Consider the following 17,715-nt stretch of genomic DNA (forward strand, 5'->3'; position numbering starts at 1 on the left):
TGGTATCTTCTATATGGAGTCGCGGGCTATCAGTATTACATCCAGAAGAGCCTCTTTCCCTGTATATGCAGCTGGATTTTCAATTGCTTTTAAAAGCTCTGAAACAGCCAGCTCAGCTTTTTTCTCCATGTCCTGGTGAATGGTAGTAAGCCTTGGAACTGTAAGACGGGCATATGTAATATCGTCAAATCCCGCAATTCCAATATCTGCAGGAATGCAAACACCTCTGGTGGCAAGATAACTGATAGCCTCTATTGCATAAAAATCAGACAGAAAAAAGACCGCAGTTTTTTGAGGAAAAGGAATCCGTCGTATTAATTGCTGATAGAAGCTTTCTCTGGTGAGAGTGGTTTCTCCGATATTGATAAAACGGATTTTTTTGCTGCTGTTTTTTTCTGTAAGCCTGGCAAACATTTCTCTTGCCCCGTTCCAGCGTGTCTGATCAATACCATAATCACTGGTTGCACAGACAAAGATATCATGATAGCCACATCCCAGAATATATTCGATCATACGGGAACCGCCGGTGAAATCATCCAAACCAATATTAGTTACGAAAGTGCTGCCCTGAGAGCTTCCATAGGCATCAATAGAAATAACTGGCTTGTGAATCAGAGACCAGATCTTATTGCAGTCATTTCGAGAAAAGGATAAGGCAACAACACCATCAATATTCCATGCCATTACAGTGTGGAAAACTTTATTTACATCATCTGTGGAATACAGCATGATATAATATCCCTGCATTTGCAGCTTTTCTTCAATAAATCCGATGATTTTCCCATAAAATGGATCAGATATTATAGAATTTTCATATTTTCTATGTGCATGTATGACCAGAGCAATCATTCTGGAGCTGGTGTTATTTAATACGTTCAGTCCTAATTTCTGCACATATCCCATTTCTTGAATCAACTTTTCAATTAATTCTATTGTAGCAGGAGAAACCTTCTTTGTCTTTCCATGAATTACATTTGATACTGTAGTAGTACTTACTCCAGCACGATTTGCAATATCTTTGATTGTTGTCATAAAAATACTTCCTATAATTGATTTATCAAATTATAGCAAAGCTTTTGGCGCTTGTCAAAAGTACACAAAAACAAAAATATTCTATTATACATTAAGTAGGTTATATACATAACCTATTGACGAATGACAAACATGATGATATGTTTATTTTACATAAGTTATGTACATAACTTAGTGAAAATTATAGATAGCCTGCGATTTCAGATAAATTACTGTTATGACCCCATGAAGTAAGGGTCTGCAGAATTTGTTCTGAAGCCAGATGAAAGGAAGAATGAGATGATCAGAAAATACCGATATGGCACGCCGTTTGATACAGAGGCCTTGACTAAGAGCATTGACAGCGCGAATGGAGAATTTCCCTACGGAAAAGTCAGTCTGGACAATGGCTTTGATTTTACATATATAATGGATGAGGATGATATCGTCTATGGGCTTGGAGAAGCGAACCGCGGAATCAACAAAAGAGGATATTGTTATATCAGCAATTGTACAGATGAGCCCAATCATACGGAAGACAAGCGCTCTTTGTATGGCGCGCATAACTTTATTATTATAAGCGGTAAAACTACATTTGGTCTGTTTTTCGATTATCCATCAGCAATTACCTTTGACATCGGATACACCAGAATGGATACCTTAAAGGTTTCCTGTGGAGCGGCTGACCTGGATGTATATGTGCTTGAAGGGGAGTCTGCCTATGATATTGTGAAGCAGTTTCGCCATGTAATCGGACGCAGCTACATTCCTCCGAAATTTGCTTTTGGTTTCGGTCAGAGCAGATGGGGCTACACGACAATGGAAGATTTTCGCAAGGTGGCAGCAGGGTACCGTGAGAATCATATCCCATTAGACATGATCTATATGGATATTGATTATATGGATGCTTATAAGGACTTTACCGTAAACCCGGAGAATTTCCCGGATTTTCCTGCATTTGTAAAAGAAATGAAAGAACAGGATCTTTATCTGATCCCTATCATTGATGCCGGTGTGAAGGTTGAAAAGGGCTATGATGTTTACGAGGAAGGTGTAGAAAACCGTTACTTCTGTCAGAGAGAGGACGGAAGTGACTTCGTTGCAGCAGTATGGCCTGGGGATACCCATTTTCCAGATGTTCTGAATCAGGATGCCAGAAGGTGGTTCGGGGACAAATACCGTATTCTTATTGACCAGGGCATCGAAGGCTTCTGGAACGACATGAACGAGCCGGCTATTTTCTATTCCTCTGAGGGGCTGGCAGAGGCAAAAAAGCTTGCTGGAGAATTTGCACAGGATCAGGATGGCAGGATTCATGTCTGGGAAATGCAGGGCAAACTAAACGGGATTGCCAATAATTCAGAGGATTACTGTAGATTTTATCACAATGTAAATGGTGAAAAGATCCGTCATGATAAGGTACACAATCTCTTCGGCTATAACATGACAAGAGCAGCCGGAGAAGCCTTCCGGCGTATTGATCCGCAAAAGCGCTTCCTGATGTTTTCCAGATCCTCCTATATCGGAATGCACCGCTACGGTGGAATCTGGATGGGAGATAACAAGTCCTGGTGGTCACATATTCTTCTGAACCTGAAAATGCTTCCGTCTTTGAATATGTGCGGCTTTTTGTATACAGGTGCGGATCTTGGAGGATTTGGTGCAGATACAACCAGAGATCTGGTGCTTCGCCATATGGCACTTGGTGTGTTTACGCCTCTTATGCGAAACCATGCAGCTCTTGGAACAAGAGAGCAGGAATGCTACCAGTTTGAGGATATTGAGGATTTTCGCAATGTTGTAAATGTCAGATACCGCCTGGTACCGTATCTGTACAGTGAGTACATGAAGGCTGCATTAAATGATGATATGTATTTTAAACCTCTTGGCTTCGTTTACCCGGATGACAAGATGGCGGTCCGGATAGAGGATCAGCTGATTCTTGGAAACGAGATTATGATCGCTCCTGTTTACCAGCAGAATGCAAGAGGACGATACGTATATCTGCCTGAGGAAATGAAGTTTGTAAAATTCCTTGCCGATGGAACTATTTCGGAAGAGGTTCTGCAAAAAGGTGTTCATTATGTAGACATTGCATTAAATGAGGTTCCTCTCTTTATCCGCAATCACAAATGTATCCCTGTTGCTGAAGCCGCCCAGTGCGTAAAGGACATTGACACAGCAAAGCTGCAGCTTCTTGGCTATGATGGCAGCAGCTATCTTCTGTACGAGGATGATGGAATCCATAAGGAATATGAAAACCCGGAGAATTACAGGAAATTAACAAAATAAGCAGGTGCTTAGTGAAGCAGTTGTTACCAGGACGTGAGTTCGCAATGTATATTCATCGCAGGTCGTCGCAACACTTCGCCGAGCTAACTGCCAACTACGACTAAACATCTCAGGAGAGCCTTCGATGTTAAGTCTTCGTAGACAGTGGATCTCGTCTACGTTAAGAGCGCTCCTGAAATGACCTGCTCATGAATATACATTGTGAACTCACTGGTTTCATCTACTGCAGATGCAATCTGCTGGCAACAAGCTTGAAAAAAGCATATGTCCGCTATTATGGCGAACTGCTCTAGAGCGTGTTTGAAAAATCATTCCCACAATCTGCACGCCCCACTTTGCGGTATATTTTGCCCGAATTCAGTTGCCGTAGCCCGCTACGGCGCTCTCATCCGGACAAAATCTCCCACAAATTGTGACGCACATCTTGCAGAAAGCCTTTTTCAAACACGCTCTAGGAGGTGGAAAGAATGAATTGGAAAGAATTATGGATGACACTTTTTGGAACCTGTGAATGGCTCGGACTCAATATGGGATTCTGGGTATCTATGGCTGCTGTGCTGCTGATTGTGATTATCATGAATGCCATATTCTGGGGAATGAAAACAAACCGCTGCAAATAGCTGCAGCGGTTTGTTTGAAGAAATCTGTCAGTCTATGCTGATTTTACTGATTTTACTGCTTTTTAACCTCTGGTTTTTCCAAAAGCTTTTTAATACCCTGGATTGCTACCAGTACGCCAAGTATTAACAGCAGGACTGCAAATATCAGCTGTAAAGAATTTCCAAGATCAAGACCGGTGGTAACAAATGCCTTGGAAAGCTTTACAATTGTCATGCCAAGTGCTGTAAAGGTTACTGCCATCATGAATACCATTGGAACCCAGAGCATCCAGCCCTGACGTTTTGTCTTCTTTAAAAATACTGCACAGGCTACAAGCGCAAGCACAGATAACAGCTGGTTTGCAGAACCAAACAATGGCCAGATTTCTGCGTAACCCACTTTTGTAAGCAGATAGGCCAGTACAAGTGTGATAATCGTTGCAAAATATTTATTAGTCATCACCTTTAAAAACGGGTTCATATTTTCTTCATCTGTATCAGAATCAAGGAAAAACTCCTGGAAAGAGAGGCGTCCTACTCGTGCTACAGAGTCAAGTGATGTCAGTGCAAATGCAGATACAGCAAGGTTAATTAATGTAAATACTAATGAATGGGACAAACCAATCACAGAAAGGAAATTTGCAATCGCACCTGCAAAAATCTGCGGCTGGGTTGTCAGTCCCTGTGCTGCCGCCTCACCATCTGCAAAAGATGCTACTGCAATCAGTGCGATGATGGCAAGCATGCTTTCCATGAGCATTGCGCCAAATGAAACAGGGAGCATGTTCTTTTCATTTTTTATCTGTTTGGATGCAGTACCTGAGGATACCAGGGAATGGAACCCAGAAACCGCACCACAGGCAATGGTTACGAATAGAATCGGAAACATATACTGTCCATCAACATTAAAGCTTGTAAAAGCTTTTAGATTACAGGAAGGATTAGCAACAAATACACCAATTACCGCACCCACAATCATAAAAATAAGCAGATAACTGTTCAGATAATCACGTGGCTGAAGCAATGCCCATACAGGTGCAACACTGGCTACCAGGATGTATGCAAATATAATAAGGTGCCAGGTTCCAAGACTTATATACATCGGGAATTTAAGTCCCAGTGCAATTGCGGCTACCAGTAATACAATCGCAAATGCTGTATTGATCCATTTATTGAATCTTGTGTATTTCAGGAAAAATCCAAGTCCAACAGCTTCTATTATGAATAACATGGAGGTAGTTGCGACAGCTCCGTTTGCGGCTACCTTTGTAACTTCGCCTGCGTCGTTTGCGGCAAATCCATTAAAGGTTCCGGCTACTACGTCTGCAAATGCTGCAACAACCAGAATACAGAATAACCAGCAGAATAAAAGGAATAATTTTTTCCCTAATTTTCCAATATATGCTTCGATAATATATCCGATTGTACGTCCTTTGTTCTTTACAGATGCATACATGGAAGCAAAATCCTGAACTGCGCCAAAAAATACTCCGCCAATCAGAATCCACAGCATAACCGGAAGCCAACCAAAAATTGCAGCCTGGATAGGTCCGTTGATCGGGCCTGCACCTGCAATTGAGGCAAACTGATGTCCAAATACAACATTAGTATCTGCAGGTACATAATCAACTCCGTCCTCCATCTCATATGCCGGAGTTTTTGCTTTTGGATCAATTCCCCATTTGTTCTGCAGATAGCGGCCATACAGAAGATATGCGCCTCCCAGAACTACAATGGCAATCACCATCATCATAATTCCACTCATAATCTTTCTCCTCGTCTTTCTTTGAATATGGAATATATTAAAAACACCCCTGTCATCTAAGTGATAACAAAGGAAGAATTTTCTCTATTAATTATCTAATGTTTTACTACTTTTTTTATAAAAAATCAAGAAGTGTTTTGTATATACTAAACAATTTTATGCTAATGTTTTTGTGCGATTTTTCGATGAAAAGAATTAAGAGAAAAAATGGAAACGAACAGATTTGAGTTTTGGTTGTGAAATAGCAGAAATGGGATTAAAATAAGGAATTAAAAACGAAGGCAAAATTGTTTTTGGAAGAGATTAGGAGGAGCAAAAAAAATGATCATCAGAAAAGCAGAAGAAAAAGATATTCCGAGAATTATTGAACTGTTGGGACAGGTGCTGCAGATTCATGCAGACATAAGACCTGATATTTTTATTCCCGGCACTACAAAATATACAGTAGACGAACTGACTGAGCTTTTAAAAAACGAAAAAAATCCAATATATGTTGCCGCCAATGAAGCTGATATTTGTGTAGGATATGCATTTTGTCAATTACGGGAACAACCTTTTTCAAATAATATGGTGCCGTTTAAATCCCTTTTTATAGATGACCTGTGTGTGGACCAACAAGCACGAGGACAGCATATCGGTGAAAGATTATTCGAACATGTAAAAAATGAGGCAAAGCAAAAGGGATGCTATGAAGTAACCTTGAATGTATGGACAGGAAATATTTCAGCAGAAAAATTCTATGAAAAGATGGGAATGAAAACAAAAGAAAAACAGATGGAATATATTTTATAAATTGCAAAAAAAGGCATTGATAAATCAAAACATAACAAATAAAGTCGGTGCGGGATTTTCATATCCTGTACCGACTTTATTTCAATTTGTGATATTTCCTGCTGTTCGCTTTGAAAATTTATCGTTGTAAGAAAATTTATCGCTGTAATGAATGTGCATGTCTTTCCAGTCCATAAACATTACATAAAATACTCTGCCGTATTGTTGATTCTCTACGATTCTGCCATGGTCAAGCACAGAAAGATAGGATCCGTCAGCTTTCCGAAGATGAAAATGAATATAGTCATTTTCATTGCCATTATCAATCTGCTCCCAGATGCTTGCTTCGATCTGCTGTCGTTCATCTTCCCGGATCAGGTTGCGGAAGCTTCTCTTTGTAAGCCTAAAAAGTTCTTCCATATCTTTATATCCGGTCATATGGAGAAACTCATGGTTTGCATAGAAAAGCTCATCCTCTTTTTTATCCGCTTTGTAAATAATAAATGCACCCGGAAGGTGTTCAGAGATATCCTTAAGTGCAAATCCAAGCTGCTTGCGAACTCTTGATTGAAGTCCTTCTTTGTATGCCATACATCCATTTTTTCCATGGAGCTTAACTTCATAAAGTGCCGCATCTGCACAGCGCATGAGCTGTAAACAGTTTGATGCAAAGTCCGGATATTCCGCATATCCAAGAGAAATATAAAATGGATGTTCTTGCCCATTGCATGAGAATGTCTTTGGAATCCTGGTAAATTGCTGAAGCTGCTTCGCAGCGGCTTCACAGGCATTGTTTTGCAGAAGAATGCAAAATTCATCACCGCCGTTTCTGCCCAGCAACGCATCAGATGGAAAAAATGCTTTCATACTATCGGCCAGACTCTTTAATGCTTTGTCTCCATAGGCATGTCCATAGATATCATTAATTAATTTAAAGTCATCTATATCAAGGAATGCGGCTATGAAATGCGCTTTGGGATTTTCTGAAATCATCTTCTCTGCTAATTCATCAAATCCATAGCGGTTGTAAATATTTGTAAGAGAATCTATGTGTGCCAGTATTTGAAATTTGTTTTTGTTTTCCTTAGATACTAACCATACCCTGGTAAGACCTGACAGAAGTAAGACAATAGAGGCAAAAAATCCGCTGGTTAAAGCTATAAATGCAGTATTTTGCCATCCACCTTCAGGCATTACCTCAAATTTCCAGTTTTCCTCACCTATTGTAAAATCATAAGAAACAGGATGAATTATTGAGCCATCTGACTGATAAACAACTTCATAAGTGTTATCCCAGGGAGCGACTGTTTTTGAAAGCTTATATTCATAGCCAAAGTCTGAGAGTGCACTGATCGAGTCCGAAAAAATATCTGGAACACGTAAAATAACAATAGTAAACCCCCAGAAATATTCCTGACCATTGTCATCCTTCAGATAAACCGGATTACGGACAGCAAGTCCATAGCCACCTTGCTTCAACTCGAAGGGACATTGTGTGATCAGGGTATGGTTATCTCTGGCATAACAGGAAATTTCTTGGCGGTCTTTATCATGGAGCAGGTCAATCTTACCTGCCTCATTTCCTTCGGCAGGATAAATATCTGTCACAACACCATTGGGAGCGAGCTGAATACTTTCAATGGAGTCAGACATAATATTCTTTGCAACCGTATCAAACTGATTAAGCTCTCCATCTTCACTGATCAAAATCTGTTTCAGAACATCCGTAATTTCCATTCCATTTGTAATTTCATTTTTTATACGTTCACCATAAGTAGTTGCATTTAATTGTGCCGTTGTGTGTTTTTGTTCTTCCTCATGGGCATTTGTTTTGTATACAATGAAACTGATAAGACATATGCCCAGCAAAAAAACGATAAAAGGCACAAGTGTTTTTTTCTTCACTTACTTCACCTCGTGTTATACACCGTATACTTTGATAACAAAGCATTATAGCATAGAAATTAAAAAATGGAATAAAATTTTCGTAAAAAATAAAATATTTTTTGGGGTCATTCTACATTTTTCAGAGCTTCATCCATTGGAATTTTACGGATTCTGCGGTATTCAAGAAGTGACACAGCTGCATAAGTTCCTATACCTATTACGAACATTTCCAGATAAATCTTTGGATCGATCCAAAGTGCAATCCATCCTGAAACACTTGTCAGCATCATTTCCCTAAATAGAATCTCCATGACTGCTTTTTCAATGGGAAAACTTAATAAAAGCCAGAGAACTACCACGACCGATGTTGACCAGATGTATAATCTGCTGATTTCGCCATTTTGCTATCGGTACAAGGGTTGTCATCCAAAAAGCGTCTGCATTCCATATTGTCACATAAGTCGGCAGGCTATAGCTTCCATAATACATAGAGGCACACACATTCTTCATTACGGTGTATCCCAGAATATTTCCGATCAATGCTCCGAACAGGGTAATGATCACAGGAAGTGTCATATAATGCCTGATAAGTTCACCCTTTGTATAGCCGGATGCGCGCAGTGTTCCGATCACACCTGCTTCCTTTCGAATCGTATTGCTGATTGTAATTCTAAAGACAAAAGCCATAATTACTATGACAATATAAAGAAGCACGATCATCATAGCTTTGTCACTTCCCATATCTTCCCCGGTAAAGTTGATTGCCTGATTCTGATAGCGTGGGACAAAGGCTTCCTATGTTTTTGAAGATGTGATATACTTTATTTCGCTAATCTGAACTTAACTGAATGACATTGATTATGGAATATTTCTTCTTTTATTAGTGATGAAATATCGAATTTTAATACAGATTTATATTATCAAAATCCAGACTATCTGGAATGGTCGTATCGTGAAGGAAAATTATTGGATTAAAAATAATTTTACTGACTGTAATTGCAATACCGGCAGGAATTGCGGTACTGGCAAAGGCAGAAGAAATTGTCCCGGATGAAACGAGGTGTTGTTACCATGGAGTATATAGCGCATAAAGATAATGAAAGAGTACAGACAGTAAAAGAACACTTATATGGTACAGCTGAATTAGCAGGATTTTTTGCGGAAAGATTTGGGAAGAAGGAATGGGGTTATTGTTGTGGAATGTTACATGACCTTGGGAAATATTCCAAAGAGTTTCAAAGAAAAATTCGAAATGATACAGGTGAAAGAGTAGATCATTCAACTGCAGGTGCGAAAGTCTGCAATGAAAAAGGCGGTTACTATTCTATTTTAAGTTACTGTATTGCCGGACATCATGCCGGACTTCCAGACTATGGAAACACTGCAATAGGCAATAGCTTATGTGGAAGATATAATAAAAAAATCTGTGATTTTAAAAATTATGAAAAGGAAATAGAAATTCCACAGCTTCATACGGATCCAATTGTGTTTGACCCAACAAAGAATCTTGATTTTTCATTAAGTGTTTTTGTAAGGATGTTATATTCATGCTTGGTAGATGCCGATTTTTTGGATACGGAAGCTTTTATGAAAAATGAAAATACTGGCCGTGTTGCGGGAAAAACAATGCAGATTCTGGAGGAAAAATTAGAACAATATATTGAGCCTTGGTTAAGCAATGCTGAACTGGAAAGTATCAATGGAAGAAGAACAGAGATTTTAGCTCACTGTATGGAAATGGGGAAGCGAGAAAAGGGAATTTATCGCCTGACAGTTCCAACCGGAGGAGGGAAGACGATTGCTTCTCTGGCCTTTGCATTAAGACATGCAGTGAAGCATCAGATGGATCGGATTATTTATGTGATTCCTTATACGAGTATAATTGAACAGAATGCCCAGGTGTTTCGGGAAATTCTTGGTGCAGAAAATGTATTGGAAAATCATTGCAATGTAGAATATAAAGATTCAGAAGAATTTTATCCAATGCAGCTTGCAAGTGAAAATTGGGATAAACCTGTAGTTGTGACAACAAATGTGCAGTTCTTTGAATCTTTATTTGGAAACAAATCATCAAAATGCAGGAAAATCCATAACATTGCAAACAGTGTTGTAATTTTTGATGAAGCACAAATGCTGCCGATGGATTATTTAAAACCTTGTATTTCTGTTTTACAGGAATTAGTCGATAATTATGCCTCAAGTATTGTTTTGTGTACTGCAACACAGCCTGCGCTTGAAATGTTTTTCTCATCCAAAGATAAAATGATAGAATTATGTCCATGTGTGGAAGAACAATTTCGTTTCTTTGAGCGAGTTACTTATGAAAAAATAGGAAAAATTTCTCAAGACGAACTGATCATGCGAATGCAGGGAGATCAAAGTATACTTTGCATTGTGAATACGAAAAAAGCCGCACAGGAGCTGTACAAAAAGCTGCGGGAAGAAAGAAAAAATATATATCATTTATCCACAAACATGTATCCAAAACATAGAAAAAGAGTATTGAAATTAATTCGGGAGCGACTGGATAATAATGAAAAATGTATTGTTGTTTCAACCAGTCTGGTAGAAGCTGGTGTAGACTTGGATTTTGACATTGTTTACAGGCAGATTGCAGGATTGGATTCTCTGATTCAGGCAGCCGGAAGGTGCAACAGGAATGGAAAGAAGGACTTAGCGAAAAGTAAAGTTTATATTTTTGATTTCATTGACGAAAAGAAAGTGACAAATCAAAAATTGCAGATTGAAACAGCAGCATCTGTTATACAAGACTATGAAAAAGTAGATGACTTGACAGGGATTTCTGATTATTTTAAACGTCTTTATCATTATCGCGGAACCAGCCTGGATAAGAAAAACATCATGGGCGAATTTAAACAGATGCGGTTTAATTTTTCAAAAGTAGCAAAAGAGTTTAAGCTTATTGAAGAAAACACAAAGATGATTTATATCAACAAAGAATTAAAAGCAGAAGAATTATTGAACGAATTGAAAACAAAGGGAGCATCGAAAGAAAGACTTCGAGAAGCCGGTCAATATTGTGTTCAGATTTATGGAGATGAAAGGAACGAAAACAGTTTATTTGATAAGCTGTACAGTAACGGAATGCTTCGGCCAATCTCAGAAGATATGCAGGATTTTTATGAACTGGTGTCGCAAAAACAGTATTCTGATGAGTGGGGATTGGATTTTTCAGTGGATGATGTGTTGATGATGTAATATTAAATGGGGTGTATGAAAAAAATTCATACACCCTGTTTGCTTTAAAAAAAATATTAATATTTCAATCCACTGGTTCCCCAGACAAGCTTAAGTATACATGAATTAATTTGTTTTTACAATTGTATTTTTTATATCTTCATTAAAATTTTATATAACAAACACGAAAAGCATTGATTAATATGTAGAAGTGTAGTATAGTGAGATTAAGAAATAGCAGTGAACCGTAGAAGCGATTAATAAGGAGACATTGTATGGTTTTATATCATGGAGGCAAGGACGTTGTAGAATTTCCGGAAATCAGAAAAGCACTGTATCATAAAGATTTTTATTTTGGCTTTTATTGTACAAAACTTCCGGAACAGGCAAAACGGTGGGCAACACGTTATGGAACATCAGGAGTATTGAATTGCTATGAATATACACCTGATAATAAGTTGAAGTATCTGGTTTTTGACGAAATGACAGAGGAGTGGCTTGATTTTATCGTGCATTGCAGAAGTGGAAAATCACATACTTACGACATTGTGGAAGGACCTATGGCAGATGACACTATTTATAATTATATCCAGAATTATATAGATGGAAAAATTTCAAGAGCAGCTTTCTGGGAATTGGCAAAATTCAGTCATCCGACACATCAGATCAGTTTTCATACGATCTCTGCATTAGATACGCTAAAGTATGTGGGAAGTGAGGAAGTATATGGGAACAAAAAATAATAATAGACTGTTTTATACATGTAGTCTGATTGAATATATTGGTCGTCAACAAAAAAGAAGTAGAAAAGAGGTGACAGATTTTCTTGGAAAAGAAAGAATTGCCAGGATTTATGAATATGCAGATGTTTTTCACTGTGAACCTATAGAAAAAGTTGCATATGAGTTTTCGGAAGAATGCAAAATAGAAGAGGGGAATTTTGACAATGTATCTGAATGCCATTATAAAATCCCGGATTATTGGGATATTGGTGAAGTATATGAACGGTTAATCGAAGACAGCTATTCAGATGATGAGATTTTAGAAGGACTGTGGGAGGTATATCACTCCTGGATCGATCAATGTATATCGAATTTCAATACAGATTTTTATTATCAGCCAAGGGATTATATAGCAGTTTGTTATAAGAAAGGAGAGGTATTATAAGATGGGGATTGGCGTAAAAGTAAAGGTATGGGGGGATTATGCCTTGTTTTCACGTCCCGAGCTTAAAGTGGAACGATGCTCTTATGATGTCATGACGCCGTCCGCAGCAAGAGGAATTCTGGAAGCAATTTACTGGCACCCCGGAATGCGTTGGATTATCGATAAGATTTATGTAAAAAATCCGATTCGTTTTACAAGTGTTCGAAGAAATGAAGTAAAGAGCAAAGTTTCCAGGAGCAATGCTTTACAGGCATATAACGGAGATGAGAGACCATTTTATATAAGCACAAAGGAAGACATTGTTCAGAGAGCATCTTTGATTTTATGTGATGTATGTTATGTGATAGAAGCCCATTTTGAATTGACCAATAAGGCAAATGAATCTGATAACGCAGGAAAATTTAAGGATATCATAATGCGAAGACTAAAACGGGGTGAATGCTATCACATGCCATATTTTGGATGCAGAGAGTTCCCGGCACAGTTTTGCTTATGTGAGGAAAATGACATAACGACTATATATAGTGAAGTACCAGAGAAGGATTTGGGATTCATGTTATATGATATGGACTATAGTAATCTGGAGAATATTCAGCCCATGTTTTTTAGAGCAGTTATGAAGAAAGGGGTATTAGATCTTACGGATTGTGAGGTGTTTCGATGATTCTACAGGCTTTGGAAGAGTATTATGAAAATCTTCTTCAGCAAGGAAAAGTGGCAAAAGCAGGATGGTGTCAGGCTAAAGTGTCACACGTAATTGAATTGAATGGGGACGGAACAATAAAAGGAATAGTCTCTTTGAAACAAGAAGAGGAGAGAGGGAAAAAGAAAGTCTTAATTGCTCCAATGCTATTCGTTCCCGAGATGGTTATAAGATCTTCTGGAATCTCTGCAAATTTCTTATGCGATAATGCGAAATATCTGCTTGGAATAGATGAGGACGGAACAAAACCAAGAATAATGGATTGCTTTTTGGCAGCAAAGGATAAGCACCTATCAATTTTAAGTAAAGGAAAAGGTGCAATGGCAAAAGCCATCTGTGCTTATTTTAGAAACTGGAATCCGAAAACTGCAAAAGAGAATCCGATTTTAAGAGAATATTGGGAAGAGTTGAATGAGGGTGGGAACATTATTTTTGGCATGAGAGCTTTGGAGGCGCAAGAAGACGATGAAATAAAAGCTTTATGGGAAGAAGCGAGAAATGCAGAAAGCAACGATCAGCAAGGAATCTGTCTGGTAACCGGACAGAGAACGGATATTTCACGTATTCATAAAGGGATAAAAGGGGTTCCGGGAGCACAGTCAAGTGGAGCTGCACTGGTTTCATTTAATGCACCGGCTTTCGAATCTTATGGCAAAGAACAAAGTTATAATGCACCGGTTGGTAAATATGCAGAGTTTGCATATACAACAGCACTCAACTATTTACTCAATCAAAGAGAATACTGTTTTCCGTTAGGTGATTCAATGATTGTATTCTGGGCAGAATCCGGAAAAGAAGAATATCAGAAAACTTTTATGTCATGGATGAATCCGCAAGTGGATAATCAAGAGGAAATGAAAAAACTGTTCGGAAATCTGCAAAGAGGTATAAGGGTAGATGTGCAAGATATCCAGTTAAACATGGAGCAAAAATTCTATATTCTTTGTCTGGCACCAAATGCAGCAAGGCTTTCAGTTCGCTTTTTTTATCAAAATTCATTTGGCAATATTTTGGAGAATTTATCCAAACACTATCAGAGAATGGAAATTATAAAACCTGCCTGGGTGGAATTGAACTATTTAGGTATTCAAAAAATGTTGTTTGAAACGGTCAATCAAAAGTCAAAAGATAAAACTCCGATTCCCAGTATGGCGGCAATGGTGTTAAATGCAGTTCTTCAGAATAATAGATATCCGGCAACCTTATATACTGATACATTGATTCGAATCCGTTCAGAACAGGGGAACATTACATGTGGAAGAGCGGCGATCATAAAAGCAGTTTTAATGAAGAATTACAATTGGAAGGAAGGCGAAAAATTCATGGGATTGAACGAGGATTGCAAAGAGACAGCTTATGTTCTTGGAAGATTGTTTGCGGTATTGGAATTTATTCAAAGAGAGGCGAATCCAGGAATTAATGCTACCATCAGAGATCGGTACTTTAATTCTGCCTGTGCAACACCGGCATCTGTATTCCCTATATTAATCAAATTAAAAAACAGTCATATGAAAAAAATAGAAAGGGAATCAGCAGGAACGAAGGTGTATTATGAAAAGCTGTTAACTGAACTTATAGGTAAAATAGAATTGTCTGAGAAAATGCAGGGATTTCCAAGCCGTTTTTCACTGGAAGAACAGGGGAAATTTATGCTGGGATATTATCATCAGGTGCAGAAAAGGTACGAGAAGAAGGAGGAGAAGTAAATGAGCGAAGCAATAAAAAACAGGTATGAGTTTGTAGTATTATTTGATGTGGAAAACGGAAATCCAAATGGAGATCCTGATGCAGGGAATATGCCAAGAATTGATCCGGAAAGTGGTCTGGGTCTTGTTACGGATGTTTGTATTAAGCGAAAAATCCGTAATTATATTGAAACAATCAAAGAAGAGGAGAAAGGGTATAAAATTTATATTAAAGAAGATGCGCCGCTTAACAGAAGTGATCGGGAAGCCTGCAAAGAACTTGGGGTGGAAGAGAACGACGATAAAAAGGTAACAGAAGCACTCAAAAAACTTAAGAAAAATGATCCAAATGTAGATCTTAAGTTAAGAGATTACATGTGCGAGAATTTTTATGATATTCGTACATTTGGTGCTGTTATGACAACATTTGTCAAAGCTGCTTTGAATTGTGGACAAGTAAGAGGACCGGTGCAGATTGGCTTTGCCAGAAGTATTGATCCGATCATCAGTCAGGAAGTGACTATTACAAGAGTGGCGATTACAACAGAGAAAGATGCTGAAAATAAGAGCACAGAGATGGGAAGAAAATGTATAGTTCCATATGGATTATACCGAGTAGAAGGATATATTTCTGCAAATCTGGCGAGAAAGGTAACAGGATTTTCAGAGGATGATCTGGAGCTTTTATGGGATGCTATTATTAATATGTTTGAAAATGATCATTCAGCTGCAAGAGGAAAAATGGCAGTACGAGAACTGATTGTATTTAAGCACAGTAAGGAATTAGGAGACTGTCCGGCATATAAGCTGTTTGATGCAGTGGAAGTATCAAAAAAGGAGGATGTGGAGTATCCGAGAAAATACCAGGATTATAAAGTGTGTGTTCATGAAGAAGCGATTCCGGATTCAGTTGAAGTGAAAAGGATGATTTGATGGAATATAAAGAAGATGACTATTTGATGTTGTCGGGAATACAACATTTTAAATTTTGCCGGAGGCAGTGGGCATTAATTCATATTGAACAGCAATGGGCTGAAAATGTTCATACAGTTATTGGTGAGTTGATGCATAAAAAAGTGCATGATCCTATGAGTAAAGAAAAACGAAAAGATACCATTATTGTAAGAGCTCTTCCAATAGCATCCAGAAAAATGGGCATTTCAGGAGAGTGTGATGTTGTAGAATTTCATAAGTGTGAGGATGGTATTTCGTTATTTGGACATCGAGGATTATATTCAGTATTTCCAGTAGAGTATAAAAAAGGAAAACCCAAAATTACAGAAGAGGACAAACTACAACTTACAGCGCAGGCAATGTGTTTGGAAGAAATGTTTTCGACTGAAATATCAGAAGGGGCAATTTTCTACGGGGAGACAAGAAGACGAGAAAACGTATTGTTTTCACAAGAACTAAGAGATGAAGTAAAAGAGTTATTTGATGAAATGCATCAGTATTATAGCAGAGGCTATACGCCAAAGGTGAAAACAGGCAAATCATGCAATAGCTGTTCATTAAAAGAAATATGTCTCCCTAAGTTAGAAAAGACGACTTCAGTGACCGCTTATATAACGCAGTCATTAAGGGAGGATGCAAGGTGAAAAAATTATTAAATACTTTATATGTGACATCTGAAAATAGTTATTTGGGATTGGAAGGAGAAACGATTGTAGTATATGACAATCAAACAGAGATTGGGCGGTTGCCATTACATAATTTGGAAGGTATCGTATCATTTGGATATCGGGGAACAAGTCCGGCACTGATGGGTGCTTGCGCAGAACGGAATATTTCTATATGTTATCTAAGCCCACAAGGAAAGTTTCTGGCAAGGGTATCTGGAAAAACAAGAGGAAACGTTCTTTTGCGTGAACAACAATATAAGAGTTGTAAGGATGAAGATATAAGCTTGAAAATTGCGAAAAACTGTATTCTGGGTAAAGTATACAATGCAAGATGGATTTTAGAAAGATCCTTACGTGACCATGAAATGCAAATTGATTCAGAACGCGTAAAAAAAGCGTCTTTGCAGCTAAAGGATGCGTTGGAATTAATACAGAATGCAGAGTCAAAAGAGCAGTTACGAGGATATGAAGGTGAGGCAGCCAGCATTTATTTTGGTGTTTTTAATGAATTGATATTGCAACAGAAAAAAGATTTTATTTTTAGTGGCCGTAATAAAAGACCGCCATTAGATAATGTAAATGCGATGCTTTCGTTTGTTTATACCTTATTAACAAATCAAATTGCTTCAGCACTGGAAACTGTTGGCCTGGATCCATATGTTGGATATCTTCATACAGACCGACCGGGCAGAGTGTCACTGGCTTTTGATTTGATAGAAGAATTTCGAGCCGTTTATGCAGATCGCTTTGTATTATCCTTGATTAATAAGAAGATTGTAAATGGCAAAAATTTTTCACGAAAAGAAAATGGAGCAGTTTTGATGGATGATGATTTGCGCAAAAAGGTATTAGTAGAATGGCAAAATAAAAAGAAAGAGGTTATTACACATCCATTTTTAAAAGAAAAAGTTGAATGGGGAATGCTGCCATATGTACAAGCTATGCTGCTTGCCAGATATTTGCGCGGTGATTTAGACGGATATCCGGTATTCCTTTGGAAATGAGGTAAATTGCT

Annotated in this window: 15 protein-coding genes and 3 pseudogenes; 12 read left to right on the top strand and 6 right to left on the bottom strand. The window is 38.2% G+C overall.

Going from position 1 to position 17,715, the window contains the following annotated elements:
- Positions 1-9 precede the first annotated feature (9 nt).
- A complete protein-coding gene (locus H8S54_RS04345) occupies positions 10-1,032 on the bottom strand; it encodes a LacI family DNA-binding transcriptional regulator (protein ID WP_186901001.1) in 1,023 nt (340 codons plus the stop codon).
- Between the two features lie 279 nt (positions 1,033-1,311).
- On the opposite strand from H8S54_RS04345, the gene H8S54_RS04350 reads away from it, so the two are divergent.
- Positions 1,312-3,303 (top strand): glycoside hydrolase family 31 protein, encoded by a 1,992-nt coding sequence (locus H8S54_RS04350; protein WP_186901002.1) that lies wholly within the window; start codon positions 1,312-1,314, stop codon positions 3,301-3,303.
- 216 nt (positions 3,304-3,519) lie between these two features.
- On the opposite strand, the pseudogene H8S54_RS18790 reads toward H8S54_RS04350, so the two are convergent.
- Positions 3,520-3,714 (bottom strand): annotated as a pseudogene (locus H8S54_RS18790) (DUF6783 domain-containing protein).
- On the opposite strand from H8S54_RS18790, the pseudogene H8S54_RS18795 reads away from it, so the two are divergent.
- Together H8S54_RS18795 and H8S54_RS04355 are read left to right on the top strand one after the other, a co-directional pair.
- A pseudogene (locus H8S54_RS18795) lies at positions 3,664-3,774 on the top strand (DUF6783 domain-containing protein); the annotation flags it as partial. The pseudogenes H8S54_RS18790 and H8S54_RS18795 sit on opposite strands and share 51 nt — an antisense overlap.
- A complete protein-coding gene (locus H8S54_RS04355) occupies positions 3,771-3,923 on the top strand; it encodes a hypothetical protein (RefSeq protein ID WP_021924475.1) in 153 nt (50 codons plus the stop codon). The pseudogene H8S54_RS18795 and the gene H8S54_RS04355, both read left to right, overlap by 4 nt.
- Before the next feature lie 52 nt (positions 3,924-3,975).
- Here the strand turns inward: H8S54_RS04355 and H8S54_RS04360 are convergent, their stop codons facing one another.
- Positions 3,976-5,667, bottom strand: a complete 1,692-nt coding sequence (locus tag H8S54_RS04360) for a carbon starvation CstA family protein (RefSeq protein WP_117852393.1) — start codon at positions 5,665-5,667, stop codon at positions 3,976-3,978.
- 321 nt (positions 5,668-5,988) lie between these two features.
- On the opposite strand from H8S54_RS04360, the gene H8S54_RS04365 reads away from it, so the two are divergent.
- On the top strand, positions 5,989-6,459 hold the full coding sequence (locus H8S54_RS04365) for a GNAT family N-acetyltransferase (protein WP_186901003.1): 471 nt from the start codon (positions 5,989-5,991) through the stop codon (positions 6,457-6,459).
- Between the two features lie 81 nt (positions 6,460-6,540).
- Here H8S54_RS04365 and H8S54_RS04370 read toward each other — a convergent pair whose 3' ends face one another.
- The 3 genes and pseudogenes from H8S54_RS04370 to H8S54_RS18135 all read right to left on the bottom strand — a co-directional run.
- Positions 6,541-8,343: a diguanylate cyclase domain-containing protein gene (locus tag H8S54_RS04370; protein ID WP_186901004.1), complete on the bottom strand. Its 1,803-nt coding sequence runs from the start codon at positions 8,341-8,343 to the stop codon at positions 6,541-6,543.
- A gap of 107 nt (positions 8,344-8,450) precedes the next feature.
- Entirely contained in the window at positions 8,451-8,615 is a 165-nt protein-coding gene (locus tag H8S54_RS18130) for a hypothetical protein (RefSeq protein ID WP_243176641.1), read from the bottom strand.
- 115 nt (positions 8,616-8,730) lie between these two features.
- Positions 8,731-9,120 (bottom strand): annotated as a pseudogene (locus H8S54_RS18135) (FtsX-like permease family protein); the annotation flags it as partial.
- Between the two features lie 276 nt (positions 9,121-9,396).
- Here H8S54_RS18135 and cas3 point away from each other — a divergent pair.
- The 8 genes from cas3 (at position 9,397) to cas1c (ending at position 17,704) form a co-directional block, all read left to right on the top strand.
- On the top strand, positions 9,397-11,544 hold the full coding sequence (cas3, locus tag H8S54_RS04380) for a CRISPR-associated helicase Cas3' (RefSeq protein WP_186901045.1): 2,148 nt from the start codon (positions 9,397-9,399) through the stop codon (positions 11,542-11,544).
- A gap of 254 nt (positions 11,545-11,798) precedes the next feature.
- Positions 11,799-12,266, top strand: coding sequence for a DUF3990 domain-containing protein (locus H8S54_RS04385; RefSeq protein WP_186901005.1), 468 nt, complete (start codon positions 11,799-11,801; stop codon positions 12,264-12,266).
- Positions 12,250-12,690 carry a hypothetical protein gene (locus H8S54_RS04390; RefSeq protein WP_117852401.1) on the top strand — a complete coding sequence of 147 codons (441 nt, stop codon included), beginning with the start codon at positions 12,250-12,252 and terminating at the stop codon, positions 12,688-12,690. Before H8S54_RS04385 ends, H8S54_RS04390 begins: the two co-directional genes overlap by 17 nt.
- Before the next feature lies 1 nt (position 12,691).
- Positions 12,692-13,354, top strand: a complete 663-nt coding sequence (gene cas5c / locus H8S54_RS04395; RefSeq protein ID WP_021926689.1) for a type I-C CRISPR-associated protein Cas5c — start codon at positions 12,692-12,694, stop codon at positions 13,352-13,354.
- Positions 13,351-15,099 carry a type I-C CRISPR-associated protein Cas8c/Csd1 gene (cas8c, locus tag H8S54_RS04400; RefSeq protein ID WP_186901006.1) on the top strand — a complete coding sequence of 583 codons (1,749 nt, stop codon included), beginning with the start codon at positions 13,351-13,353 and terminating at the stop codon, positions 15,097-15,099. Before cas5c ends, cas8c begins: the two co-directional genes overlap by 4 nt.
- Positions 15,100-16,011: a type I-C CRISPR-associated protein Cas7/Csd2 gene (cas7c, locus tag H8S54_RS04405; protein WP_021926688.1), complete on the top strand. Its 912-nt coding sequence runs from the start codon at positions 15,100-15,102 to the stop codon at positions 16,009-16,011.
- Positions 16,011-16,676, top strand: a complete 666-nt coding sequence (gene cas4 / locus H8S54_RS04410; RefSeq protein ID WP_021926687.1) for a CRISPR-associated protein Cas4 — start codon at positions 16,011-16,013, stop codon at positions 16,674-16,676. Before cas7c ends, cas4 begins: the two co-directional genes overlap by 1 nt.
- Positions 16,673-17,704, top strand: coding sequence for a type I-C CRISPR-associated endonuclease Cas1c (cas1c, locus tag H8S54_RS04415; protein ID WP_186901007.1), 1,032 nt, complete (start codon positions 16,673-16,675; stop codon positions 17,702-17,704). Before cas4 ends, cas1c begins: the two co-directional genes overlap by 4 nt.
- The last annotated feature ends 11 nt before the right edge of the window (positions 17,705-17,715 follow it).

This window comes from Blautia segnis (genome assembly GCF_014287535.1).
GTDB classification, from domain to species: domain Bacteria; phylum Bacillota; class Clostridia; order Lachnospirales; family Lachnospiraceae; genus Blautia_A; species Blautia_A acetigignens.

Coding starts and splice junctions, on each gene's coding strand:
- H8S54_RS04365 (WP_186901003.1), top strand. CDS start 5,989: ATGATCATCAGAAAAGCAGAAGAAAAAGATATTCCGAGAATTATTGAA.
- cas3 (WP_186901045.1), top strand. CDS start 9,397: ATGGAGTATATAGCGCATAAAGATAATGAAAGAGTACAGACAGTAAAA.
- H8S54_RS04350 (WP_186901002.1), top strand. CDS start 1,312: ATGATCAGAAAATACCGATATGGCACGCCGTTTGATACAGAGGCCTTG.
- cas4 (WP_021926687.1), top strand. CDS start 16,011: ATGGAATATAAAGAAGATGACTATTTGATGTTGTCGGGAATACAACAT.
- H8S54_RS04345 (WP_186901001.1), bottom strand. CDS start 1,032: ATGACAACAATCAAAGATATTGCAAATCGTGCTGGAGTAAGTACTACT.
- cas5c (WP_021926689.1), top strand. CDS start 12,692: ATGGGGATTGGCGTAAAAGTAAAGGTATGGGGGGATTATGCCTTGTTT.
- H8S54_RS04385 (WP_186901005.1), top strand. CDS start 11,799: ATGGTTTTATATCATGGAGGCAAGGACGTTGTAGAATTTCCGGAAATC.
- cas8c (WP_186901006.1), top strand. CDS start 13,351: ATGATTCTACAGGCTTTGGAAGAGTATTATGAAAATCTTCTTCAGCAA.
- H8S54_RS04360 (WP_117852393.1), bottom strand. CDS start 5,667: ATGAGTGGAATTATGATGATGGTGATTGCCATTGTAGTTCTGGGAGGC.
- H8S54_RS18130 (WP_243176641.1), bottom strand. CDS start 8,615: ATGATGCTGACAAGTGTTTCAGGATGGATTGCACTTTGGATCGATCCA.
- H8S54_RS04355 (WP_021924475.1), top strand. CDS start 3,771: ATGAATTGGAAAGAATTATGGATGACACTTTTTGGAACCTGTGAATGG.
- H8S54_RS04390 (WP_117852401.1), top strand. CDS start 12,250: ATGGGAACAAAAAATAATAATAGACTGTTTTATACATGTAGTCTGATT.
- cas7c (WP_021926688.1), top strand. CDS start 15,100: ATGAGCGAAGCAATAAAAAACAGGTATGAGTTTGTAGTATTATTTGAT.